General features: G+C 63.7%; 22 protein-coding genes. 12 read left to right on the top strand and 10 right to left on the bottom strand.

Annotated elements, in window-relative coordinates:
- Positions 1-7: 7 nt before the first annotated feature.
- Together O3297_RS06220 and kbl are read right to left on the bottom strand one after the other, a co-directional pair.
- A complete protein-coding gene (locus O3297_RS06220) occupies positions 8-973 on the bottom strand; it encodes an NAD-dependent epimerase/dehydratase family protein (protein WP_034781432.1) in 966 nt (321 codons plus the stop codon).
- Positions 974-993: 20 nt separating this feature from the next.
- Positions 994-2,217, bottom strand: a complete 1,224-nt coding sequence (kbl, locus tag O3297_RS06215) for a glycine C-acetyltransferase (protein ID WP_046685113.1) — start codon at positions 2,215-2,217, stop codon at positions 994-996.
- 221 nt (positions 2,218-2,438) lie between these two features.
- Between kbl and O3297_RS06210 the strand changes: the two genes are divergently transcribed.
- The 6 genes from O3297_RS06210 (at position 2,439) to O3297_RS06185 (ending at position 8,219) form a co-directional block, all read left to right on the top strand.
- Positions 2,439-3,014, top strand: coding sequence for a helix-turn-helix domain-containing protein (locus O3297_RS06210; protein WP_034781438.1), 576 nt, complete (start codon positions 2,439-2,441; stop codon positions 3,012-3,014).
- A 91-nt stretch (positions 3,015-3,105) separates the two neighbouring features.
- A complete protein-coding gene (locus O3297_RS06205; protein ID WP_305048074.1) occupies positions 3,106-4,032 on the top strand; it encodes an STM4015 family protein in 927 nt (308 codons plus the stop codon).
- A gap of 6 nt (positions 4,033-4,038) precedes the next feature.
- On the top strand, positions 4,039-5,115 hold the full coding sequence (locus O3297_RS06200) for an STM4014 family protein (protein WP_305048073.1): 1,077 nt from the start codon (positions 4,039-4,041) through the stop codon (positions 5,113-5,115).
- Positions 5,108-5,962: an STM4013/SEN3800 family hydrolase gene (locus O3297_RS06195; RefSeq protein WP_305048072.1), complete on the top strand. Its 855-nt coding sequence runs from the start codon at positions 5,108-5,110 to the stop codon at positions 5,960-5,962. The genes O3297_RS06200 and O3297_RS06195 overlap by 8 nt, the downstream gene beginning before the upstream one ends.
- Positions 5,959-7,338 (top strand): STM4012 family radical SAM protein, encoded by a 1,380-nt coding sequence (locus tag O3297_RS06190; protein ID WP_305048071.1) that lies wholly within the window; start codon positions 5,959-5,961, stop codon positions 7,336-7,338. Before O3297_RS06195 ends, O3297_RS06190 begins: the two co-directional genes overlap by 4 nt.
- Positions 7,332-8,219 carry an STM4011 family radical SAM protein gene (locus O3297_RS06185; RefSeq protein ID WP_305048070.1) on the top strand — a complete coding sequence of 296 codons (888 nt, stop codon included), beginning with the start codon at positions 7,332-7,334 and terminating at the stop codon, positions 8,217-8,219. The genes O3297_RS06190 and O3297_RS06185 overlap by 7 nt, the downstream gene beginning before the upstream one ends.
- An 88-nt stretch (positions 8,220-8,307) precedes the next feature.
- Here the strand turns inward: O3297_RS06185 and O3297_RS06180 are convergent, their stop codons facing one another.
- On the bottom strand, positions 8,308-10,503 hold the full coding sequence (locus O3297_RS06180; protein ID WP_305048069.1) for a prolyl oligopeptidase family protein: 2,196 nt from the start codon (positions 10,501-10,503) through the stop codon (positions 8,308-8,310).
- Between the two features lie 407 nt (positions 10,504-10,910).
- Here O3297_RS06180 and O3297_RS06175 point away from each other — a divergent pair, with 407 nt between their 5' ends.
- Positions 10,911-12,698, top strand: coding sequence for a GGDEF domain-containing protein (locus tag O3297_RS06175; protein WP_305049612.1), 1,788 nt, complete (start codon positions 10,911-10,913; stop codon positions 12,696-12,698).
- Positions 12,699-12,743: 45 nt separating this feature from the next.
- Here the strand turns inward: O3297_RS06175 and O3297_RS06170 are convergent, their stop codons facing one another.
- The 5 genes from O3297_RS06170 to O3297_RS06150 form a co-directional block, all read right to left on the bottom strand.
- The gene (locus O3297_RS06170) at positions 12,744-13,187 is read right to left on the bottom strand and encodes a DUF6386 family protein (protein WP_092604776.1); all 444 of its coding nucleotides are present in this window, start codon (positions 13,185-13,187) and stop codon (positions 12,744-12,746) included.
- Positions 13,184-13,660, bottom strand: a complete 477-nt coding sequence (locus tag O3297_RS06165; protein ID WP_211549392.1) for a DUF4262 domain-containing protein — start codon at positions 13,658-13,660, stop codon at positions 13,184-13,186. The genes O3297_RS06170 and O3297_RS06165 overlap by 4 nt, the downstream gene beginning before the upstream one ends.
- 101 nt (positions 13,661-13,761) lie before the next feature.
- Positions 13,762-15,150 (bottom strand): tetratricopeptide repeat protein, encoded by a 1,389-nt coding sequence (locus tag O3297_RS06160; protein ID WP_211549390.1) that lies wholly within the window; start codon positions 15,148-15,150, stop codon positions 13,762-13,764.
- Between the two features lie 175 nt (positions 15,151-15,325).
- Entirely contained in the window at positions 15,326-15,955 is a 630-nt protein-coding gene (locus O3297_RS06155) for a PolC-type DNA polymerase III (RefSeq protein WP_170846245.1), read from the bottom strand.
- Between the two features lie 119 nt (positions 15,956-16,074).
- Complete coding sequence (locus O3297_RS06150; protein WP_305048068.1) at positions 16,075-17,325, bottom strand: Hsp70 family protein; 1,251 nt, start codon at positions 17,323-17,325, stop codon at positions 16,075-16,077.
- 177 nt (positions 17,326-17,502) lie between these two features.
- Here O3297_RS06150 and O3297_RS06145 point away from each other — a divergent pair, with 177 nt between their 5' ends.
- Both O3297_RS06145 and O3297_RS06140 read left to right on the top strand, forming a co-directional pair.
- A complete protein-coding gene (locus O3297_RS06145; protein WP_305048067.1) occupies positions 17,503-19,602 on the top strand; it encodes an Ig-like domain-containing protein in 2,100 nt (699 codons plus the stop codon).
- Between the two features lie 251 nt (positions 19,603-19,853).
- Positions 19,854-20,879, top strand: coding sequence for a LacI family DNA-binding transcriptional regulator (locus O3297_RS06140; RefSeq protein ID WP_052140065.1), 1,026 nt, complete (start codon positions 19,854-19,856; stop codon positions 20,877-20,879).
- A gap of 53 nt (positions 20,880-20,932) precedes the next feature.
- Here the strand turns inward: O3297_RS06140 and O3297_RS06135 are convergent, their stop codons facing one another.
- A complete protein-coding gene (locus O3297_RS06135) occupies positions 20,933-21,352 on the bottom strand; it encodes a YidB family protein (protein ID WP_034751100.1) in 420 nt (139 codons plus the stop codon).
- A 259-nt stretch (positions 21,353-21,611) separates the two neighbouring features.
- On the opposite strand from O3297_RS06135, the gene O3297_RS06130 reads away from it, so the two are divergent.
- From O3297_RS06130 to O3297_RS06120, 3 genes are all read left to right on the top strand, one after another.
- A complete protein-coding gene (locus tag O3297_RS06130) occupies positions 21,612-21,824 on the top strand; it encodes a hypothetical protein (RefSeq protein ID WP_034751103.1) in 213 nt (70 codons plus the stop codon).
- Between the two features lie 109 nt (positions 21,825-21,933).
- Entirely contained in the window at positions 21,934-22,662 is a 729-nt protein-coding gene (locus O3297_RS06125) for a hypothetical protein (protein WP_305048066.1), read from the top strand.
- 73 nt (positions 22,663-22,735) lie between these two features.
- Entirely contained in the window at positions 22,736-23,209 is a 474-nt protein-coding gene (locus O3297_RS06120) for a DUF6328 family protein (protein ID WP_034781452.1), read from the top strand.
- A gap of 120 nt (positions 23,210-23,329) precedes the next feature.
- Here O3297_RS06120 and O3297_RS06115 read toward each other — a convergent pair whose 3' ends face one another.
- A complete protein-coding gene (locus O3297_RS06115; RefSeq protein ID WP_305048065.1) occupies positions 23,330-24,232 on the bottom strand; it encodes a LysR family transcriptional regulator in 903 nt (300 codons plus the stop codon).
- Between the last annotated feature and the right edge of the window lie 16 nt (positions 24,233-24,248).

Below are 24,248 nucleotides of genomic sequence, written 5' to 3'. Positions count from 1 at the left end.
GCGTGCTTCAGGCAGCCTTGGCGGCGTGACCCACGTCGACATTGGCCAGCATGTCCGTGACCATCTGCTCGACGCCGATCTGCGCCTTCCAGCCCCAGTCGGCGCTGGCCTTGCTGTCGTCCAGGCTTTGCGGCCAGCTGTCGGCGATGGCCTGGCGGCTGTCCGGCTTGTAGCTGATCTTGAAGTCCGGCACCATGCGCACGATGGCCTTGGCCAGCTGCTCGGGGTTGAACGACACGCCAGCCACATTGTAGGATGAACGGATCTTGATCTGCGACACAGGAGCGTCCATCAGTTCGATGGTGGCGCGGATGGCGTCGGGCATGTAAATCATCGGCAAGGTGGTGTTCGCATCGAGGAAGCAGTCATAGCGCTCGCCGCGCAAGGCCGCATGGAAGATGGCGATGGCGTAATCGGTGGTGCCGCCGCCCGGAGGCGATTTATAGCTGATGATGCCAGGATAGCGGATGCTGCGCACGTCCACGCCGTACTTGTTGAAGTAGTACTCGCACAGGCGCTCGCCGGCCAGCTTGCTGATGCCGTACATCGAGGTCGGGTCCATCACCGTCATTTGCGGCGTATTGACTTGCGGCGTGTTCGGACCGAAGGCGGCGATCGACGATGGCCAGAAGATGCGCAGCGGCTTGCCTGCCTCGCCCCGTTCGCGCGCCAGTTCCAGGATATTCAGCAAGCCATCCATGTTCAGGCTCCACGCCTTCAGCGGCGCCGCTTCGCCCGTGGCCGACAGCATGGCCGCCAGCTGGTACACCTGGGTGATGCCTTCATCGGCGATGATCTTCGCCAGGCCGTCCTTGTCCAGCACATTCAATTGCGCATAACGCTTGGCCTGGTACAGGTTGTTCGTGCCGATGTCGCTGGCGATGACGTTGTCCGCGCCGTGCTGCTGCGCCAGCGCGCCCACCAGCTCACTACCGATTTGGCCGTTTGCGCCAATGACTAAAATACGTTCCATCTTCTTATCCTGATTTCTTGTTAATTGGTAGTGGTAGTGGTCAGCAGACCGAGTTCCTTGCCAGCCTGCTCGAAGGCGGCCAGCACTTGCACCAGCTGTTCGCGGGTGTGGGCAGCCGACAGCTGCACGCGCACGCGGGCCTGGCCCATCGGCACGACCGGGTAGAAGAAGCCCGTCACCAGCACGCCCAGTTCATACAGGCGGGCGGCGAACTTCTGCGCCACGGGCGCGTCGAACAGCATCACGGGAACGACGGGATGGGTGCCCGGCTTGATGGTGAAGCCGATGCGTTCGATCTCGCTGCGGAAGAAAGCCGTGTTGTCATGCAGGCGGTCGCGCAGTTCCGTCGACTTGGCCAGGCGCTCCAGTACCGACAGCGAAGCGCCGGCGATCGATGGCGCCAGCGTGTTCGAGAACAGGTAGGGACGCGATTTCTGGCGCAGGGTGTCGATGACTTCCTTGCGCGCCGACGTGAAGCCGCCCATGGCGCCGCCCAGGGCCTTGCCCAGGGTACCCGTGATGATGTCGATGCGGCCCATCACATTGTGGTGTTCGTGCGTGCCGCGGCCCGTCGCGCCCATGAAGCCGGAAGCGTGGCATTCGTCGATCATCACCAGCGCGCCGTACTGGTCGGCCAGGTCGCAGATCTTGTCGAGCTGCGCAATCGTGCCGTCCATCGAGAACACGCCGTCCGTGACGATGACCTTATGGCGCTTGCCGGCGGCAATCGCCGCTTTCAGCTGCACTTCCAGGTCGGCCATATCGTTATGGGCGTAGCGGTAGCGGCCAGCCTTGCACAGGCGGATGCCGTCGATGATGGACGCGTGGTTCAGCGCATCGGAGATGATGGCGTCGTTTTCATCGAACAGTGGCTCGAACACGCCGCCGTTGGCGTCAAAGGCCGCCGCGTACAAAATCGTGTCCTCGGTCCCCAGGAACGCGGAAATCGCCTGTTCCAGTTCCTTGTGCACGGTTTGCGTGCCGCAGATGAAGCGCACGGACGACAGGCCGTAGCCGTACTTTTGCGTGGCGGCAATAGACGCTTCCTGCGTCTGCAGGTCGCCGGACAGGCCAAGGTAGTTATTCGCACACATATTGATCAGGGTACGGCCATCGTCGCACACCACTTCGGCGCCCTGGCGCGAGGCGATCACGCGCTCGGGCTTGTACAAGCCCTGCTGGCGCAGTTGATCGAGATTCTGTTGCAGACCGCTGAAAAAGGTGTTCTTCGCTTGCTCGCTCATGATGATCCTTGTGTGTCCCTGTTGCATGTGTGGTATCCGGGTGACCTCAGCCGCCATAGGGAAAAGCGGCCGCTTGACCGGTGCGCGCAGTATGCTGTACCGTGAAGCGCTGTTTGAAGTCTACACGTTTCCGTGTTTTTCCTCAAAATCCACTATTTCGAACTGAAATTCAATATAGTGGATATTACCCAAGCCTTTTGAACTTTGCAAGCCACCTGCCGATGAAAACCAGCGTTTCGACCAATTCTCCCCCTGAAGTAGGTGCCACCCTGCAACGGCTGCGCCTGGCGCGCGGCCTGACACTGGAGGATTTGTCGCGCATCGCGGGCGTCTCGAAGTCCATGCTGTCGCAGATCGAGCGCGAAAAAGCCAATCCCACCATCGCCATCACGTGGCGCCTGGCCAACGCCCTGGGCGTGCAGATCGGCGAATTGCTGTCCAGCGCGGAAAAAACCGTGGAAACCATCCGCATCACGGACGCCCACGAAACCCCCACCCTGCCCGGCGACCACGCGGGCTACGTGCTGCGCATCCTCGGGCCGATGGAACTGGCCGGCAAATACGAATGGTATGAAGTGACGCTGGCGCCGGGCGGCGAACTGGCGTCGCAACCGCACGATCCGGGCACCACCGAGCATTTGACGGTGATCCACGGCAACCTGGAGCTGGAAGTGGGCGCGGCGAAGAAAAAGGTCAAGAATGGCGGCACGGCACGCTATCCGGCGGACCAGCCGCATACCATCCGCAACCTGGGCAAGACGGAAGGCAAGGCCTTATTGGTGGTAATCCATAGATAGTTGCTTTTCAGCGGTGTGCAATAAGCTCTTTCGCCCATGCTAAGATTTTGGATTAGACAAGATTTTCACTGTCTTTCATGGAGCCTTAGCAATGACGATTTCCGAAAGCACCACCCTCTTCCACCAAAAAAAGGTCGTCCAGTACGATCCTGATATTGCGCTGCAATCCGGGCAGGATATCGTCTACCGCCTCTCGCTCGAGTATGACGACAAGCGCAAGATGCCGGACCTGATCGCCGGCTTCCTGGAAAAAACCGACAAGCATGCGCTTGAAGCGCTGATCATCGGCATGTGGGGCGACCCGTACGAGGCAGGCGCCGACGAGGTGATCGCCGCGCTGGCCAGCCACGCGCCGCAGTTGCCGAACTTGCGCGCCCTGTTCATCGGCGACATGACGTACGAGGAATGCGAAATCTCGTGGATCGTGCAAGGCAGCTACAAGCCGCTGCTGGACGCTTTCCCGCAGCTGGAAGAACTGCGCATCCGTGGCGGCAATGAATTGATCATCGAACCGTTCGCGCACCAGAACCTGCGCAAGTTCACCATCGAGTCCGGCGGCCTCGATCAGAAGATCGCGCAGGCGCTGGCCCAGTCGAGCATGCCCAAGCTGGAATACCTGGAACTGTGGCTGGGCACGGAGGACTACGGCTTCTCGGGCGACGTGGAGCTGTACCAGAAAGTACTGGCGCAACTGGCCACGCCAACCCTGCGTTACCTGGGCTTGCGCGATGCGCAGATCGCCGACGAACTGGCCGTCTGGCTGGCCAACGAGCCGCTGCTGGCCACGGTCGAGACCCTGGATCTGTCGCTGGGCACCCTGGGCGACGTCGGCGCCGAAGCACTGCTGCACGGCACGCAATTGGGCAATCTGAAGCGCATGGACCTGTCGCATCACTATATCTCGGAAGCGAACCAGGAAAAACTCAAGGCCCTGCCCTTCCCGGTCAGGCTCGATGATCCGCAGGAAGACGACGAGGACGACGACGAAGTCTATCGCTACGTCGCCGTCGGCGAATAAATAGGGATGCTTTTGCTGGCCACCGGCGGCAGCAAGCGCGTGCGCCTGATGCAGGCGGCGCGCGCGCAACTGCGCCTGCCGCCCGCGCAAGTGCTGGAATGGCGCGACTGGCTGGCGCGGCCGGCGCTGCTGGAGGAAGCCCTGCGCCAGCCCTGCCTGTTCAAGATCGAGCCGCCCGGCGACGATCCGGCCGCCCACCTGCGGCTGCTGCATGATGGTTGCCGGCGGCTGGGCCGGCCGCCGGTCGAGGCGCCCGCGCATGGCGAGCTGCTGGCGATGGATGCCTGGTTTGCGGGCTTTGCCTCTGCCATGGCCTCGCTGGCGGCGCAACTGGCCGAGCTGCCGCAGGCGCGCGTCTTCAATGCGCCGGCCGACATCACCCTCATGACGGACAAGCTGGCTTGCCAGCGCCATCTGGCCGCGCACGGCATCGCCATTCCCGCCCTGCTCGGCCCCGTGCACGGCTACGACCATCTCCAGTCGCTGCTGCATGAACACCAGCTTGACCGCGTGTACCTGAAACCGCGCTACGGTTCGTCCGCGTCGGGCGTCGTTGCCTACCGCAGGAATAGAGCTGGCCGCCAGCAAGCCACCACCTCTGCAACCTTATCGCGGGCGGACGGCCAGATACGCTTGTTCAACGTCAAGCGCATGGCCCGTTACGAGACGCAGCACGACATCGCCGCCCTCGTCGACGCGCTGGCCGCGCAACAGCTGTACGCGGAGGCATGGCTGAACAAGCCGCGCTGCGGCGACAGCCACTACGACTTGCGCGTCGTGACCCTGGCCGGCCAGCCCGCGCACCGGGTGGCGCGCATCGGCGACCGGATGATGACGAATCTGCACCTCGACAACCGGCGCGGCGACGCGGCCGGCCTGTTGAACGCAGCCGACCTGGCGGCGCTGGAAGCGGCCAGCGCCCTGGCCGCGCGCGCCTTTCCCGAGAGCCACGTGACGGGCTACGACCTCGTGGTGCGCCAGGGCCAGGCCCATGTGCTCGAAGCGAACGCCTTCGGCGACCTGCTGCCAGGCCTGCTGTGGCAAGGCGCGGACACCTATATAGCGCAACTGACACATGTTTAAAGACACACCAGCCATCCCCGACATGCGCACCGTCGTGGGCAGCCACGACATCGTCTTCCTCACGCTCGACACCCTGCGCTTTGACGTGGCGCAAGCGCTGCATCAGGCGGGCGAACTGCCCGTGCTGGGACGTTTTTTACCACCTGGCGGCTGGGAACGGCGCCACTCGCCCGCCACGTTCACGTATGCGGCGCACCAGGCCTTTTTTGCCGGCTTTTTGCCCACGCCCGAGGCGCCGGGCCGCCATCCGCGCCTGTTCGCCAGCGCTTTTGCCGGCAGCGAAACCACCTCGCCGCACACGTTTGCGTTCGAGGAAGCGGACCTTCCCGCCGCCCTGGCCGCGCGCGGCTACCGCACCATCTGCATCGGCGGCGTGGGCTTTTTCAATAAACAGACGGCGCTGGGCACGGTGCTGCCGTCGCTGTTCCAGGAAAGCCACTGGAGCGCCGGCATGGGCGTGGCCAGCCGCCATTCGACGCAAAAGCAGGTGGCCCTGGCCATAGCCCGCCTGGCCGCCAGCGACGAGCGCACTTTTTTGTTCATCAATGTGGCCGCCCTGCACACGCCGAACCGCGCCTACCTGCCCGGCTGCCGTGCCGACTGCATGGAAAGCCATGCGGCGGCCCTGCGCTATGTGGATGGCGCGCTGGCGCCCCTGTTTACCGCGTGCGCCGCGCGCGCGCCTACGTTTGCCATCGTCTGTTCGGACCATGGCAGCGCGTATGGCGAAGACGGCTACCGGGGCCACAGGGTCGCCCACGACAGCGTGTGGCAGGTACCGTACGCGCACTTTTTTATCGTCCCCGAGACCGATACCGATACACCTCCCAAGGAATCCCCACCGTGAACCCAGCCGAACAACCTGGCACCCTGGCGCAGCGCATGCGCCACACGCCCTATCAGGCGTATTCATATTCGTATCCGCACAAGGCAGCCTATCGCGCCTTGCCACAGGCGGCGCCGCTTGCGCCCCTGTGGGCGCGGCAAGACCGCTCCGCCCTCTTCGCCTACATCCACATCCCGTTTTGCGAGATGCGCTGCGGCTTTTGCAACCTGTTCGCCATGGCACGCCCCGGTGCAGACATGGTCGAGCGCTACGTGCAGCAAGTGCTGGTGCAGATGCGCGCCCTGGCCGGCGCGCTGGGCGAACGGCGCTTTGCCCGCTTCGCGCTCGGTGGCGGGACCCCTACCTATCTGTCGCCGGCGCAGCTGGACACCTTGCTGTGCGGCGCGCGCGACATCCTCGGCATCGACCTGCAGCACACGCCGGCCGGCATCGAGGCGTCGCCCGAAACCATCACGGCCGAGCGCCTGGCCGTATGCCGCGCGCACGGCATCGACCGGGTCAGCCTGGGCATCCAGAGCTTTGCCGCCGGCGAGATGCGCGCGCTGGCGCGCCCCCAGCAAAACGCCACCGTGCACCACGCCATCGGCCTGATACGCGCGGCCGGCTTTCCCACGCTGAACCTGGACCTGATCTACGGCATCGCCGGGCAAACCGTGGCCAGCCTGCTCGCGTCCATCGACAGCGCGCTGGCCTTCCAGCCGGAAGAAATCTACCTGTATCCGCTGTACGTGCGCGAACAGACGGGCCTCGGCAAGATCGCGCGGCGCAAAGGCGCCGACACGCTGAACCCCATCATGCTGGCACGCGACGGCGACAGCCGCCTGGCCCTGTACGCGGCCGCGCGCGACCATTTGCGCGCCCAGGGCTATGAGCAGGTATCGATGCGCATGTTCCGCGCCCCGCATGCACCGGAACAGAACGGCCCCTCGTACTGCTGCCAGAACGATGGCATGGTGGGACTGGGCGCGGGCGCCCGCTCCTACACGGCCAGCCTCCATTATTCGAGCGAATACGCGGTGGCGCGCACGCAGACCATCGGCATCATCGAACAATACCTGGCGCTGGACGAGGCGCGCTTCGCGCAGGCCGAACACGGTTACCAGCTCGATGGCGAAGAACAGCGCCGCCGCTACGTGATCCAGTCGCTGCTGACGGAACCAGGCCTGGACCGCGACGCCTACACGGCGCGCTTCGGCAGCCGCTGCGAAGCAGACTTGCCGCAGCTGGCCGAACTGCACGCACTGGAACTGGTGGAAGAAAGCGGCCCCCTGCTGCGCCTGAACGACCGGGGCTACAGCTACGCCGACACCATCGGCCCGTGGCTGGCATCCGACACGGTGCGCGCGCTGATGGCGCAAGAGGGCCAGGCGTGCTGACAACGCCGCCAGGCACGTTGTCCCTGCTGTACCGGGGTACTCTGGCAAGCTGCAACTACGCCTGCGGCTACTGCCCGTTTGCCAAGAAGCGCGACAGCCGCGCCACCTTGGCACGCGATGCGCGCGAAGTGGCGCGTTTTACCAGCTGGGTGGCGGCACAAAAGCGGGACATCGGCGTCCTGTTTACGCCGTGGGGCGAAGCGCTGGTGCGGCGCCATTATCGCGCGGCCATGCAGACGCTGGCGGCTTTACCCCACGTGCGCCAGGTGGCGCTGCAGACGAATCTGTCCGGCCCCCTGAACTGGCTGCAAGGGATGGAGGGTCTGGAAAAAATCGGCCTGTGGTGCACCTACCACCCGGACCAGACGACACTGGCCCGTTTTCTCGAACGTTGCGCGCGCCTGGACACGATGGGCGTGCGCTATTCCGTCGGTGTCGTGGCGATGAACGAGCACCTGGACGCCATCCGCGCCCTGCGCGCGGCCCTGCCGGCCCACGTGTACCTGTGGCTGAACGCGTATGACCGCCGTGGTCCCCACTACTACAGCGGGGAAGACCTGGCCTGGCTAGACGCCGTCGACCCGTGGTTCGCGCACAACCGCCGCCCCTCTTCCTCGCGCGGCAAACCGTGCCTGGCGGGCGAAACGTCGCTATCCGTCGATGGCGACGGCGAACTGGCGCGCTGCCACTTCGTGCCGGAGCGGCTGGGGAATTTATATGAGGATGACCTGGCTGACATGCTGCAAGAAAAATCCTGCCCGCGCTTCAAATGCGATTGCTATATCGGCTATGCGCAGCGCAAGGATTTGCCGTTCCAGGCCGTGTTTGGGGAGGGGGTACTGGCGAGGATTACGGAGGCAGGTCGGAGTAGGTCGGATTAGCGGCGGCAGGCCGCGTAATCCGACACATTGTTGGCGCTGGTGGTGTCGGATTACGCCCTGCGGGCTAATCCGACCTACCGCTACCGGCTTACTGCGCCGCCACCTTGGCCGGCTCCGCCACCACTGGCGTCATCTTCAACGAACGGCTGAGGAAGCCCCAGCGATCCGCCACTTCTTCGATCTGCTTGGTCGTCGGCTTGCCGGCGCCATGGCCCGCCTTGCTGTCGATGCGGATCAGCACGGGTGCCGCGCCGCCTTGCGCCGCCTGGGCGGCGGCGGCGAACTTGAAGCTATGGGCAGGCACGACGCGGTCGTCATGGTCGGCCGTCGTGATCATGGTGGCCGGATAGCAGCCGCCCGCCTTCAGGTTGTGCAGCGGCGAGTATTTCACCAGCGCCTTGAACTGCTCGGCATCGTCCGACGAACCGTAGTCAGGCACCCAGCCCCAGCCCACGGTGAACTTGTGGAAGCGCAGCATGTCGAGCACGCCCACTTGCGGAATCGCCGCGGCGAACAGGTCCGGACGCTGCGTCATGGCTGCGCCCACCAGCAGGCCGCCATTGCTGCCGCCGCCGATCGCCAGCTTGGATGGCGAGGTGACCTTGTTGTCCACCAGCCATTGCGCCGCGCCGATAAAATCGTCGAACACGTTTTGCTTGTTCAGCTTGGTGCCAGCCTGGTGCCAGGCTTCGCCGTATTCGCCGCCGCCGCGCAGGTTGGCCATCACGTAGACGCCGCCCATTTCCACCCAGGCAAGATTAGCCACGGAGAAGCTCGGCGTCAGCGAAATATTGAAGCCGCCATAGCCGTACAGATAGGTCGGATTCGTGCCGTCCAGTTTCATGCCTTTTTTCGAGACGATGAACATCGGTACCTTGGTACCGTCGCGGCTGGTGAAGAATTGCTGGCGCGTTTCAAAGGCGTTCGGGTCGAAATCGACCTTCGGCTGGCGGTACACGCTGCTCTTGCCCGATTTCATGTCGTAGCGGTAGATGGTCGCTGGCGTCGTGAAGCTGGTAAACGAGTAGAACGTTTCCGTATCGCCACGCTTGCCCGCGAAACCGCCCGCCGAACCGATGCCAGGCAAGGCCACTTCACGCACCAGCTTGCCCTTCAGGTCGACGATCTTGATCTGCGTTTGCGCATCTTTCAAGTAATCGAGCACCAGCTGGTTGTTGATCAGGTTGACGGCCACGAGGGTTTCCGCGCTTTGCGGCACGATTTCCTTCCAGTCGGAGGGCAGCGGCTTGCGCGTATCGATGGCGATCACGCGCGATTTTGGCGCCTTGTTGTCCGTCTTGAAGAAGAATACGGGGCCGTCATTGTCGATGAAGGAGTAGGAAGCGTCGAACGCTTCCAGCAAGCCGACGACCTTGGCGTTCTTCTGGCGCAAGTCCTTGTAGAAGATGCGGTTCTTGCGTTCCGTGCCTTGCGTGGCCGTGATGATCAGGTAATTGCCATCGTCGCTGACGGTGCTGCCGCCAAACGCCCATTCCTTCTGGTCTGGACGGTCGAAGACCAGCACGTCGTCGCTTTGCGGCGTGCCGATCTTGTGGAAATACAATTTCTGGAAGTAATTGATATCGGCCAGCTTGGTTGCTTCGTTCGGCGCGTCATAGCGGCTGTAGAAGAAACCGGTGTTGTCCTTGGTCCACGAAGCGCCGGAGAACTTGGCCCACTTGATGTGGTCCGTCAAATCCTTGCCCGATTCAATGTCGCGCACTTTCCACTCGTTCCAGTCGGAACCGGAAGCCGACGTGGCATACGCCAAATACTTGCCGTTCGGGCTGATCGAGGTGCCGGCCAGCGCCACCGTGCCATCCGTGGACAGGGTATTCGGATCGAGCAGCAGACGGGGCTCGTCCGTCAATTTTTTCACCGTGTACAGCACGGCCTGGTTCTGCAAGCCGTCATTGCGGCTGTAGAAGTAACGGCCACCCTGCTTCGTTGGCGTAGAGAAACGCTCATAGTTCCACAGCTTGGTCAGGCGCTGCTTGATCGCGGCGCGCTCCGGGATGGTACCCAGGTACGACTGCGTCAGCTTGTTTTGCGCCGTCACCCACTCGCCCGTTTCCGCGCTGTTGGCGTCTTCCAGCCAGCGGTACGGATCGGCGATGGTGGTGCCGAAATAGCTGTCTTGCTGGTCGACTTTTTTGCTGACAGGATACGTCACGGCAGCGCCGTCGCCGGCCGGGCACGATGGCATCGCGGCGCTTTGCGCCAGGGCATTGCCACCGAAGGCGGCCATCAAGCTGAATATGAGGGTTGCACTACGTAATTGCATGGGTTGTCGTCTCATTGTTGGATGTCGGGGAAAGCATACCGCTCAAGCACGGCTGCCTATGTTGACTTTCGCCAAGAGAAATCATAGCGCGGATTGCCACTTTTAAAGCACAGTTATCGGATGGATTTGCCGTCTTTTGTTTGGGTAAATTCCATGGATGACCATGATAAATCTCGCTTTCGCCGGAATCGGCAAACTGACGTTCATGCAAGAAACATTATCAAAAACAAAGTCGTTTCATCAAGTTGTCATAAATCTTCTTTACTATCGGCAACATGTTCATGGCCCGTCCAGAGGCCGTGCCGCCACATCCGCCTATGCACACTCTCGCCCTCCCCACCGCCACCGCCGCGCCGCCCGGCGCGGTCCCATCGAATGTGGCTTACCTGAAGCCGCCATCGGTATCCATGAGCATAGAAGGGACGGATGCCTTGCATGAGATCATCGCGGGCCGCAAGCTCAGCGCGCTGTTCCAGCCCATCATCCACATGCACAGCGGCGACATCATCGGTTACGAAGGCTTGATACGAGGGCCGTCCGACAGCCCCTTGCACGCGCCGATGAATCTGTTCAAGGTGGCGCGCGCGCATGACCTGACCCTGGAAGTGGAACACCTGTGCCGGCAAGTGGTGCTCGAACGCTTTGCCGAACTGCAGTTGCCGGGCAAGCTGTTTCTCAATGTCAGCCCCGAATGCCTGCTGCTGCGCAATGCCCGCCATGGCGAAACCCTGGAATACATCGAACACATCGGCATCAATCCGGACCGCGTCATCATCGAGCTGACGGAAAACCAGCCCACGTATGACTACGAGCTGATGCGCGAAGCGGTGCTGCATTACCGCAATATGGGTTTCCAGATCGCTATCGACGACCTGGGCGAAGGCTTTTCCAGCCTGCGCCTGTGGTCCGAACTGCGCCCGGAATACGTGAAAATCGACATGCATTTCATCCAGGGCATCAATAATGACCCCGTGAAACTGCAATTCGTGCGCTCGATCCAGGAAATCGCGGAGAAATCGGGCACGCTGGTGATCGCCGAAGGCATCGAAGCGCAGACGGAATTGCTGGTCTTGCGCGACCTGGGCGTGGCGTTCGGACAAGGCTATCACCTGGGCCGGCCCAATGCGGTGCCGGCACGGGCCCTGCCGGCGGAAGTGGTGCAGGCGCTGGGGCGCAATGGCGTGGCCGTGTATCCGCAGCGCAGCAGCCTGGAAAAGAATGGCGCCAGCATCCGCAAGCTGCTGCACCGGGTGATAGCCGTTTCGCCTGAGAAAAATAATAACGAGGTGTACGACATCTTCCTGAAAGACCCGAAGCTGATGATCATTCCCGTCGTCGACGACGGCGTGCCGCTGGGCTTGATCAGCCGCTTCGAAATGATCGACCACTTCGCCCGCCCCTACCAGCGTGAACTGTACGGCAAGAAATCATGCAGCCTGTTCATGGATGCCACGCCCCTGATCGCCGACCACGAAACGAGCTTGCAGGAACTCAGCTACACCATGGTGCAGTCGGATGCCCACCACCTGTTCAACGGTTTCATCATTACCGAACACGGCCGCTACCTGGGCATGGGCACGGGACACGACCTGATGCGCGAAATCACGCAGATGCAGATCAACGCGGCCCGCTATGCCAACCCGCTGACGCAACTGCCCGGCAACGTGCCCATCAACGAGCATATCGACCGCTTATTGCACAGCGGCAGCCGCTTCTGGGTCTGCTATTGCGACCTCGACCACTTCAAGCCCTTCAACGATGTGTACGGCTACCGCAAGGGCGACGACGTGATCCAGCTGACGGGAGAAATCCTCAGCAGCCATTGCGACCCGAACCGCGACTTCATCGGCCACATCGGCGGCGACGATTTCATGATTTTGTTCCAGAGCGAAGACTGGGAAGCGCGCTGCCAGGCCATGCTGGACGACTTCGCGGCCGCCATCCTCGCCTACTACAGCACCAACGATTGCGAACGGGGCGGCTACATCAGCGAAGACCGGCAAGGCAAGAAAGTGTTTTACTCATTGATCAGCCTATCGCTGGGCGTCATCAAGGTGGAGGCGCACCAGTACTACACGCACCATCAGATCGCCACGCAAGCGGCCGAAGCAAAGAAACAGGCAAAGAAAATCCACGGCAACAGCCTGTTCCTGGACCGGCGGCAAGGGGCGGGCGTGGCGCGCATGGATGCGTAGCCAGGGCCAAGAATCAGAAGCTGAACGGGAATCGGAGACGCACGATCAAATACGCACGAGGTCGCCAAACGCATTGCTGCCGCAGGCATCGGGCACGAATGCCAGGCTGATGTGCGCGCCATCGCGGCGCGCCTGCACGCGGTAACTGCCCACGGGCACGTCCACGAAGAGGCCGCCGTATGCCGTGTCCGGTTCAAGGCCGCCACCCGTGACATCCTCCCCGGCACCGATGAAGACGCGGCCCGAGACGACAGCCAGATGCACTTCCACATGCGGTTCGGCAAGTTCGGCGTGCAAGGCAAGTTCATACGCGCCGTCGCCGCCCACGTTGAAAAATGCCACCTGCCCCGCATTCACGGCCGCCAGTTCCGCACTGGGAAGGCTCCACCAGTCGCAGTCCTCTTCCAGCTTGTGGCGCAAGAGCGCCGGGTCGAACACGCACACGGTCGCCGTGCCGGTCACAATGCTGACGGCGGGGCCTGCCGTCATGCGGCCAGCGGCGCCGGCCCCAGCAAGGGCTGGCTCTCCACATACTGGGCACTGGCTTGTGCCTGCCACGGAAAATGGCCATCGCGCGACGGCCAGACGATCTGGTACAGCGTAAAATCATCGCCCTGGTAATACCAGCGCGCATAGCCGACATAGTTGCGGTATTGCTCGACGGGCACGCGCACGAAGGCGCACTGATGGCCTTCCAGCAAGACATCCGTGGTGGCCGTGAAATCCATGATGGCGCCGCTGCGCGCGGCGTCCAGCGCCACATCGAGTATCTGGTGGGCCATGGCGCGCGGCAAGCCCATGATGAGGAACTCAGGCTGGCCGAAACTGTGGCAAGCACCTATCGTGAAGGCATAGCCGGGACCTTCTTCATCCGCACCGATATGCACGCCATGCCAGCCGTGCGTGGCGATGTCGTCGATGACTTTTTGCTCGGATGCATCCTCGCCTGCCTGCCTTACCATGGTTCACCTTTCACTGTGCCAAAAACCTTGCCGCATTCGCGACATGCTTACCGGCAATTATCGCATGCAGCACGCGTCCGCGCGCGCACGGTGCCAGTGCTTCAGTCGCGCGGAGGCAGCGCAGGGAAGCGCACCTGGTGCCATTGCCGCATGCGCTGCTGCGCCTCTTGCAGCTGGGCCGGCTCCAGCCTGGCGCCAGCCGCCTCCCTGGCCCTGGCAGCCCCGCTGTCGCCGCCCTCGGCCGCCAGTGCCAGCCACATGTAGCCACAGACGGGATCCTTCTCCACGCCGCGCCCGCTGTTATACATGCCGCCCAGGTTGTATTGCGCCAGAGCATGACCCTGGCCGGCCGCACGCGCATACCATTGCACGGCCAGGCCGTCGTCTTGCGGCACGCCATGGCCGTTCGCATACATGACACCCAGGTTGTTCTGCGCGCTCGCATCGCCCTGCTCGGCGGCCGTGCGATACCAGCGCACGGCGCACACCTCGTCTCGCTCCACGCCCTGGCCGTTGGCATACATCACGCCCAGGTTGAACTGCGCATTCGACGCGCCCTGGTCCGCCGCCCTGGCGTACCAGTCCAGTGCCTGGCGCAAGTCGCGGCCCACGCCACGTCCGCCCGCAAACATGCCGCCCAGATTGTATTGCGCCATGCAATGGCCTTGCATGGCGGCACGCCGGTACCAGACGACGGCACGCGCCTCGTCCTTGTCCACGCCCTGGCCGCGCGCCAGCATCAGGCCCAGGTTGAACTGGGCGTCGGCGTCGTCCTGCTCGGCTGCCCGCTGCAACCAGGCGTAGGCGCGCAGCTGGTCGGGCGCCACGCCCAAGCCTTCCGCATACGCCACGCCGAGTTGCCGCTGCGCCACGGCCAAGCCCTGGGCGGCGGCCTGGCGGAACCAGGCCAGCGCCTGCGCGTCGCTCTGCACAACACCCTGGCCCCGCTTGTAGACAAGCCCCAGGTTCAGCTGCGCCTGCGCATCGCCCTGCAAGGCGGCCTTGCGGAACCAGGCCAGGGCCAGCGCATCATTCTTTTTCGCCCCCAGCCCTTGCGCATAGGCTTCGCCCAGCAGCGATTGCGCGCTGGCCACGCCCTGTTCGGAGGCGCGGTAAAACCACGCCAGGGCCAGCTCGTCGCTCTGCAGTACGCCCCGTCCCTTGCGGTACATCTGCCCCAGGTTTTGCTGCGCCGAGGCATCGCCCTGCGCGGCCGCGCGGCGAAACCACAGCACGGCGTCCTCGTCGCTCTGCGCCACGCCGCGGCCGTGGTAATACAGGGCGCCCAGGTGGTTCTGCGCGAAGGCCAGCCCTTGCAACGCGGCCAGGCGTAGCCAGACAAAGGCGCGCGCATCGTCCTGCGCCACGCCTTCGCCCTTCTTGTACATCAATCCCAGGTTGAACTGGGCGTAGGCATTGCCCTGCTCGGCCGCCGTGCGGAACCAGATATACGCCTGATGGCTATCTCTGGCAGTATGGTGCTTGTCCATGTGCGCCCCCATCCACATTGCGCTTGCCGGCAGCACGCGCAAAACGGCGGCCCAGGGCGGCGAAATCGTGTGTTGCTTAAATTTTAAATTCGATGCGGGGGAAGGACTTGAGCAGGCTCAAATGAAATAACAAAATTATATCGCTTTGATGAGCCTGCTTAGAGGGGAACGGCGCTCAGCGGCGCGACGGGTGCTTTTGCAGGAATTGCGGTACTTTCGCGGCGGCCAGCTTGTTCAGCGACACGAGCAAGTCCGCGTCGACATCGGCGATGCCATAGCTGCTGCGCAAATGGCGGCCGATATGGATCAGCACTTGCGCCGCCACTTCCGCATCGGACTCGGCCCTGTGGGCGGCGCTCTTGAAGGCGATGCCCAGCTGGCTGGACAACAAGCCCAGCTTGTAGCTGGCCATGCCGGGAAACACGCGGCGCGACAGTTTCAGGGAACACACGAGCGACTGGTGCGCCGGTGTCAGGTTCAGCCTGGCGCTTTCCGCGCGCAGGAATTTTTCATCGAAGCTGGCATTGTGCGCCGACAGGGCATCGCTGCCAATAAAATCCAGCAGCTGCGGCACCACCTCGGCCACGGGCGGCGCCTTGTCCACCATCGCCTGCGTGATGCCCGTCAAGCCCGTGATGAACGAGGGAATGCGCGCATTGCAGTTGATCAGGGTCACATAGCGATCCGTGATCCGCCCGCCCTCGATGCGCAGCGCCGCCACTTCCGTGATGCGGTCGCCCATGTCGGGAGATAAACCGGTCGTCTCGAAGTCGATCATGACGATCGGTTTGTCAAACACATTCATGGGGCGTTCTTTCGTGGGTGCAACAGTGGGGGTATCGATAAAATGCGCAGGGCAAGGCGCCGCGTCGCAGACAGTACACCAGTACGGCAAGACGCGGCAACGCCGCCATGCACATTTTATCAACCAAATTTACGCACGGCGTCCAGCGCCAGGCCCGCGCCGATACTGCCGAACAAATCGCCTTCGACCTTGCGCGCGGCCGGCACCAGGGCTGCGATCTTTTCGCGCAGCAAGCGCACGCCGCTGGAGCCGCCCGTGAAGAACACGGTGTCGACGGCTTCCGGCGCCACGCCCGCGTCGCGCAGCAGGCGCAGCACGGTTTCTTCCACGGAACCGCACAAGTGGCCGATGGCGTCGTCGAACTGCGTGCGTTTGAGCAACAGGCTTTGCGCGGGCGACAGGCGGTCCAGTTCCAGCTGCACTTCGGCCGCGTCGGACAGGGCAATCTTGCCCTCTTCCACTTTCATGGCCAGCCAGTGGCCGGCGCGCTCGTCGATCAGCTTTTGCAGACGCCCCATCTTGTCTTGCTCACGTGCATCGCGGCACACGTCGGCCAGCTGCACCCAGATCTTCTTGGTGTACGCCAGGTTGATCGTGTGCCAGGTCGCCAGGTTGAAATAATAGCTGGATGGCACTTCGCTATTGTTCTGCAGGCGGCTGCCATAACCGAGCAAGGGCATGACGGATGACAGGCTCAGGTATTTATCGAAGTCCGTGCCGCCGATGTGCACGCCGCCGGTGGCGAGGATGTCGTCGCGCCGCTCGGTCTTTTTCGCCCGTTCCGGCGACAGCCGCACCAGCGAAAAGTCGGAGGTGCCGCCGCCGATGTCGGCGATCAGCACCAGTTCTTCCTTGTCGATTTGCGACTCGTAGTCGAACGCGGCGGCAATCGGCTCGAACTGGAAGGCGACGTCCTTGAAACCGACGGAGCGCGCTACTTCGGCCAGCGTGTCTTGCGCCAGCTGGTCGGCTTGTGCATTGTCGTCGATAAAGAAGACGGGACGGCCGAACACGGCGGACGAGAATTCGCGGCCGGCGGACTGCTCGGCGCGGCGTTTCACTTCGCCAATGAATTGCGCCAGCAACATGCGAAATGGCAAGGCGCGGCCACCCACTTCCGTCTGGCCATCGATGAGGCTGGTACCCAGCAAGCTTTTCAGCGAGCGCATCAAGCGCCCCTCGTAACCGGCCAGATAGCCGGCCAGCGCCGCGCGGCCAAAACTGACTTCCTCGTCTTCCGCATTGAAGAAGACGACGGACGGTAAGGTCGTCTTGCCATCTTCCAGGCCGAGCATGGTGCTCTGCCCGGGACGTGCCCAGCCTACCGTGGAATTTGACGTGCCGAAATCGACGCCGCAAGCATTGGCCATGTCGACCCTTCCCTGAATAAAGGGGCGTTATGTTATCAGAAGGCCGGCCATTGCACCAGCAAAACCCGTTCGACGGGGTCAACAGCATAAACTTGCTTTGCATCAAGTAGTGGCCGCGTGCAAAAGCTACTCTTGGATGTGATGCCGAGCAACTCGGCCAGCTCCCGGAGACCCATCGTGCCCCTCGCCCGCCTGCGCCACCCGCGCCACCTGCCCGCTGTTTTGCTGCCTGCTACCTTGCTGGCGGCCTTCCTCGTTTCCCTGGCCGGCTGCGGCGGCGGTTCGGCCGATACCCAGGCCGGCGCCGGCTGCTCTCTGCACAGCACGGCAGGCTGCGGCGGCAGCCCGCCGCCCACCGTGCCGCCCGTGAAGCCGCCAGTCACCCCGCCCGTGACGCCACCCGTGATTCCGCCGGTCACGCCGCCCGAGCCGGCCAGCCTGGCCAGCGCCGTCAACCTGGTGTTTTCCAGCACGGAACTGGCCTCGGCGGGACTGGCAGGCAGCGAAGTGGCCGTCACGGCCCTCGTCAAGGATGGCGCCAACCTGGCCTTGCCAAACGCAAAAATTTCTTTTGCCGCCGATTCCGGCATCCTCGGCAGCGTCGACGCCGTGACGGACAAGAACGGCCAGGCGCGCGCTTTGCTGGGGACCGGCGGCGCCAACAGCAACCGCAGCATCACCGTGACGGCGCATGTCGGCACGCGCAGCGGCAAGGGCACGGTGGCCGTCACGGGCAGCAGCGTGGAAGTGCTGGGGCCGGCCGCCTTGCTGCTGGGCCAGGGTGCCGACCTCACCGTCACCGTGCGCGACTCGGCGCGCAAGCCCGTGGCCGGCGCCGCCATCGCCTACAGCACGGGTGGCGGCAACGGCGTGCGCGTCAAGGATGGGAGCGCGGCGCTCAGCAATGCGCAAGGCCAGCTGGTGCTGCGCCTGACGGCGGGCAGCCTGGGCAAGGATGCCGTGTCCGTCAGCGCCCTGGGCGCCGCCGCCACGCAAGCGTATGCCGTAGCCGGCAGCGACCTGCGCCTGAGCCCGGCCGTTGGCCAGGACGCTAGCGGTGCGGACGTGCTGCCCGAGATCGCCACCCTGGCGTGCCAGCCCATCGACGCGCGCTATGACAGGGCGGGCGTGGCGCAAGCGGGCAGCGCCAGCCTGTCGACCTCGCGCGGCAGCCTGTTTGCGGACAGCGCCTGCAGCCAGGCCTTGCCCGCCAGCCTGATTTTCAGCGATGGCAACTTGCCGCGCAGCTATATCCAGTCGGCCAACGCGGGCGTGGCGACCGTCACGGCCGCCGTGGCAGGCGGACCCACGGCGCAGACGCGGCTGGAATTCATCGCGCCATTGAGTCCTGCCAGTAAGCTGGCCGTGCAAGCGGCCCCGGCGGTGCTGCGGGCCAATCCCGGGAATGGCGTGCCCGCCGACAACATCAGCACAAGTATCAGCACAATCAGCGCCGTCGTGCGCGATGGCGCCGTCAACAACCTGGTCAAGAACGCGCCCGTGCTGTTTTCCATCTTGAGCGACCCCAGCGGCGGCTATCTGCGGCAGGCGGGCCGGGTGCTGACGGGCAGCGACGGCCTGGCGCGCGCCGTGTATGTGGCGGGGCCGGCCGACAGCGGCCGCGACGGGGTGCTGATCCAGGCCCGCATCGAGGGTGCACCGCAAGCGGCGGCCACGGCCCTCGTACGTCTGACGGTGGCGCGGCAAGCGCTGTCGATCAAGCTGGGCACGGGCAGCCTGCTGCGCGAGCATTCGGCCAGCGTGCTGCAGAAGGACTTTGCCGTGTTCGTGTCCGACAGCGCCGGCAATGCCGTGCCCGGCGTTGCCATCACGGCCGCCGCCTGGCCCAGCCGCTACGCCAAGGGATATTATGTATGGCAAGCGGACAAGCCCGAATTCCCCGACACGGGCATCTGGCGCCTGGCCCTGCCCCTCTACAGCTGCGCCAACGAGGACGTCTTGCGCAACGGCATTTTTGACGCCGCCTACGACCGCAACGGCAATGGCGTGCTCGACCCGGGCATCCCCCTGACCGTCAGCGCCAGCGGCCTGAGCGACGCGCTGGGCATGGCCACCGTTACCGTCAGCTATCCGCGCAACTACGGTTCCTGGGTGGACGTCGTCCTGACTGTGCGGGGCAGCGTCAGCGGCACGGAAGCGAGCGCCACGGCGGAATGGCCATTACCTACCCTGGCCAGCGATTTCAGCGCCCGCCGCGTGGACCCGCCGGGGCGCCTCAGCCCCTATGGCAGCGGGCCGTGCGACAGCAGCGATTGAGGGGCTGCCGAGCACTTGCCATTCAGTCATATTTTTTGCAACATGAACAATAAGCGTAAATAAGCATGCAGTCTTGCCATAAGGCAATCTTTTGCGCTATGCTCATTCTGCCCGCCCAGGCCGCCACAAGCGGCCGGGCCTGCAGGAATACTTTGAGACAGGTTGCTTGCCAGACCAATATGCGAAAAAAGAATACTGTAGCCCGGACACCCATCACCACCACCCGCACCATACCCGGCGCCGGACGGCGCGTGACTTCGTATGACGTGGCCCTGCTGGCCGGCGTGTCGCAATCGGCCGTGTCACGCTGCTTCAAGCCGGGCGCCAGCATCTCGCCCGCCACCCATGCCAAGGTCATGCAGGCGGCCATCACCCTCGACTACATCCCGAACGCGGCCGCGCGCAGCCTGATCACGCGCCGCTCGAACCTGGTGGCCGTCATCATTTCCAACCTGGCCAATCTGTACTATCCGCAAGTGTTGTCCGACCTGAGCCAGCAAATCGCCCGCCTGGGCAAGCGTCTCTTATTGTTTACCCTGGAACGCGAAGCGGACATTGGCAAGGTCTTGTGCGATGTGTGGCAATACCAGGTCGACGGCGCGGTCGTGGCCGCCTGCCTGTCGGACGAGCAGATGGCTGAATTCGGCCGGCGCGACGTGCCGCTGGTGCTGTTCAACCGAAGCCCGCGCGAGCACGCCGTGCATGCCGTGCTGTGCGACCAGGCCGAAGCGGCGCGCCTGCTCGTCTCGCGCCTGGCCGAGGCGGGCCACCGCCAGTTTGCCATCATCGACGGCCCCGGCGACTCGGCCGTCGCGCAGGAACGCAAGGCTGGCATGCTGGACCGGCTGCTGACCCTGGGCTTGCCCGCGCCCATCGTCGTCAGCGGCAACTACGACTATGCCAGCGGCGGACGCGGCTTGCGCAAGGTCATCGACCGCCTGGGCCGCGTGCCGGACGCCGTCATTTGCGGCAACGACATCATGGCCATCGGCTGCCTGGACACGGCGCGCCACCAGATGGGTATCCAGGTGCCGCTGCAGATGTCGGTGGCCGGTTTCGATGCGCTGGAAGCGTCCGGCTGGCTCAGCTACGACATCACCACCCTGCGCCAGCCCGTGCAAAAGATGGCCACCGATGCCGTCGCCATGCTGGGTGAATTGATGGAGCGGCGCGGCGGCATCGCCGAGCGGAGACGGTATTGCTCGTATCTGGTGGAAGGGAGTACGGCGCGGCTGACTGCTGAGCAGCCCCACTTCGGCATGATGGCCGCCGCCTGAAAACAAAAAAACCCCGCATCGCTGCGAGGTTTTTCACTTGCAAGACCAAGGAATCAACCGAAGATCTTGCCCTTGAGCATATTCAAGCCCTGGCTGACGAGGTCGTTGCCTTCCGGTACCTGGCCGTCCGGGGTCAGCTTGTCGATCAGCTGGGGCAGCAAGGCTGCCAGGCCGCCCGAGGCCGCGTCCGGGGCGACGCCCGCTTTTTCAGCGATCTGGGTGATCGTGTCGCTGCCGAGCGCATCCTTGATCTGTTCGCCGGACACGGGCGCATTGGCGCCGGTGCCGATCCAGCTGGCCACCTGGTCGCCCAGGCCGCTTTCCTGGAACTTCTGCAGCAGGCCGGGCAAGCCGCCATGCTGGTTGACCAGGTCCATCACGCTGGCCATCAATCCCGATGGGGCTTCCCCGTCAGCACTTTTATTGCCCAAAGCGCTCATCGCCTGTCCTGCAAGTTGGTCTAGCAAACTCATCGTATTCTCCTGAACGCTATCGATTAGTGCCGCGTGACTGCGGCGTCGGTATGGCGCAGACCATTCTCCGCCATGGAAATCATTATACTATGAATAATAACAGTGACATAATTACAATCCCAAGGCGAACGCACAGACGGCCTCACGGTCGAGGCGCCCACCTCCATCATATTTAGTTCGGCACAACTTGCAAGCGTAAATTGATCGTGCGCAAAAACGTGTAGAATTAATTTTCCTACTTACTGAGGAGTATCAACATATGAACATCAATAAAGCGGTAGACAAGGCTTACGAAAAAAAGACGTTCAAGGAAATCGCTGATGCCCCCGTCGACGCGCTGCAAGGCGTGAGCGAGAAGGATGCGGAGCTGCTCAAGCAGGCATTCAATATCAAGACCGTGCGCGATCTGGCGAACCTGAAATACTCGAAATGGGCGCGCGCCATCGTCACCCTGGCCGATACGGAAGAATAGACCGGGCCATGCTTTTGGCATCCCCGTCAGCACAGCCCGCCCGAATCGGCGGGCTTTTTCATGCCAGACAGCCAGCGGCTGGCAAGGCGATAGCCGCTGGGAGGCGCCCTTGGCCACGCCGCTGACCCTGCCCGGCATCTGCTGGCCCCTGCAAGCGAGCACAGGCCATCTTGCCGTCACCACATCCCACATCACGGGCCACTTTCGCGCCGGTGCGGGGCTGGACGCCATCGTCCTGTGCGATCTGCTGCCCGCTGGAAAATTTCGCAACGGCGCGGCGCGCCACTGGTGCCGCACGCACCAGTGCTACTGGGGCACGCAAGCCGATCTGGCCGGCTGGCAAGCAACAGAACCCATGCGTTGCCGCCAGCACGCCAGCCCCATGGGCTATGTGCTGTATCCGGAATTGTTCGACCCCACGCAATTCCACGCCAGCACCCTGCGCCTGGGCCCGGATGGCCTGCTGCAACTGCGAGCCCGGGCCAATGACGGCGGCGCCCTGCTGGCGCGCGACGCGGCCGCGCTGGCCATCGACTGCCGCACCCTGCCCGGCCTGCTTCCTCCCGGCATAGTGCAACTGAATATCACGCCGCCCGCCGCGCAGGCGTTCGCCGCCGCGCTGCAGGCTGGCGTGCCGCTCGCTTGCAGCGACTGCGCCCGCTGCGGCCACCCGCACCTGGACCTGGGCGACTTCGCGCTGGCGCCGCACCGGCGCCACAGTTGCGGCCATTGCGGCCACGACGCTTCGCACAGCGCCACGGCCATCGTCTCGACGCCGCTGTGGCGGCTGCGCGAATACGCCGCCCGCCTGCCTGGGCGCGGCATGCAATGCTTCTGAAGGTGCGCCCGCCCACAGTCAGGCAAGGCACTGCCGGGTAGACTGGCTCCATTACCATCACGAGGACGGTCCCATGCCACCAGCGCAGCACCAGGATGAAAATGACCAGCCAGGCGACGCAGGCGACTTGTCCGACCTGCTCAGCGAATTGCGCATCCTCTTGCCGGGCGCGCAGATGCTGACGGCTTTCCTCATCATCCTGCCCTTCAACGGCGGCTTCGCGAAGATCGTGCAGGCGGAAAAAATCGTCTTCCTGCTGACGTTTTTCCTGTCCATGACCAGCCTGGTGCTGCTCAGCGCGCCAGCGATTCAGCACCGCGTGATGCGCCCCCTGCAAGACCGCGAGCGCTTCAAGCGCGTGGCCGACCGCATCATGATGTGCGGCGCCTTTTCCCTGGCGCTGGCGTTTATCTTAGGCACCAACCTGGTGATGTCGGAAGTGTTCGGCCACGTCGCCGGCATCATCGCCTGCGTGCTGATGGGGGCGCTCATCATTTGCATGTGGTGGTGGCTGCCTTTGCACCTGAAGCACGCCAGGAAAATCTAGAACACCTAACCAAACCTACTGCGCGTCGCGATTTGCGGCCTCCGATGCTCACTGTGCTCAAGCACAGCTCCGCTTCTCAGCCACAACTCATCCCGCTCGCTACGGTTTTGTTAGGTGTTGCTAAGCGGCTGCGCCCGCCTGCTGCAGCAAGGTTTCCCGGAAAATCCCCACCACCGGACGCAAATTGACCTTGTGCCAGGCCAGCCACAGGGGCGTGCGGTAGCTGAACCACGGCAATTCCCTTACGACGACGCCGGCCGGCGCGTGCTGGCGCAGGCTGTGCTGGATCATGGCCATGCCCAGCCCGGCCGCCACCAGGCCCAGCGCCGTCAGCGGCTCCGTTGCTTCCATGCGGATATCGGGCGTGAAACCGGCGCGCGCGCAGGCGGCGATGAAATTATCGTGTTTCAGCACGCTTTCCTTGTGCAGCACGGCAATCCATTCCTCGCCCGCCAGATCTTCCGGGCTCAGCTCGGCCTTGTGCGCCAGCGGGTGCGTTTCCGGCAAGGCCAGCAGCATGGGGTCGCTCAGCACTTGCGCGCAATCGAGGTCCGCGTCGTTCGGCAGCGGCGGCTCGCACAGCAGCGCGATATCGAGGCTGCGCTGGCGCAAGCCTTCGATCTGCTCGGCCGAATGCAGGTTGTACAGGGCGATGTGCACTTGCGGCCGCGTGGCCCGCAAGGCGCGCAAGCCGTCCGGCAACACGCCCGCATGCATGGCGTTTTCGATGTAGCCTATGCACAGGCCACCCTCGTCGCCGCGCCCCAGCCGTTTCGCCAGCGCTTCCAGGCGATTCCCGTGGGTGATAAACGCGCGCGCTTCGGCCAGGAAGGTATGGCCATCGCGCGTCAGGCGGATGCGCTGGGCGCTGCGCTCGAACAGGGTCAGGCCCAGCCTGTCTTCGAGCTGGGCGATTTGCCGGCTCAGCGGCGACTGGGAAATATGCAGGCGCTCGGCGGCCCGTCCCACGTGTTCTTCCTCGGCGACGGCGATGAAGTATTGCAATTGGCGTATGTCCAGCATGTCAGACCTTTCGGGA

The sequence above is a fragment of the Janthinobacterium sp. SUN128 genome (assembly GCF_030587275.1).
In the GTDB taxonomy this organism is placed as follows: Bacteria; Pseudomonadota; Gammaproteobacteria; order Burkholderiales; family Burkholderiaceae_D; genus Janthinobacterium; species Janthinobacterium lividum.
The sequence above is the reverse complement of the archived record's forward strand: the minus strand, read 5'-3'. Positions and strand labels throughout refer to the sequence as shown.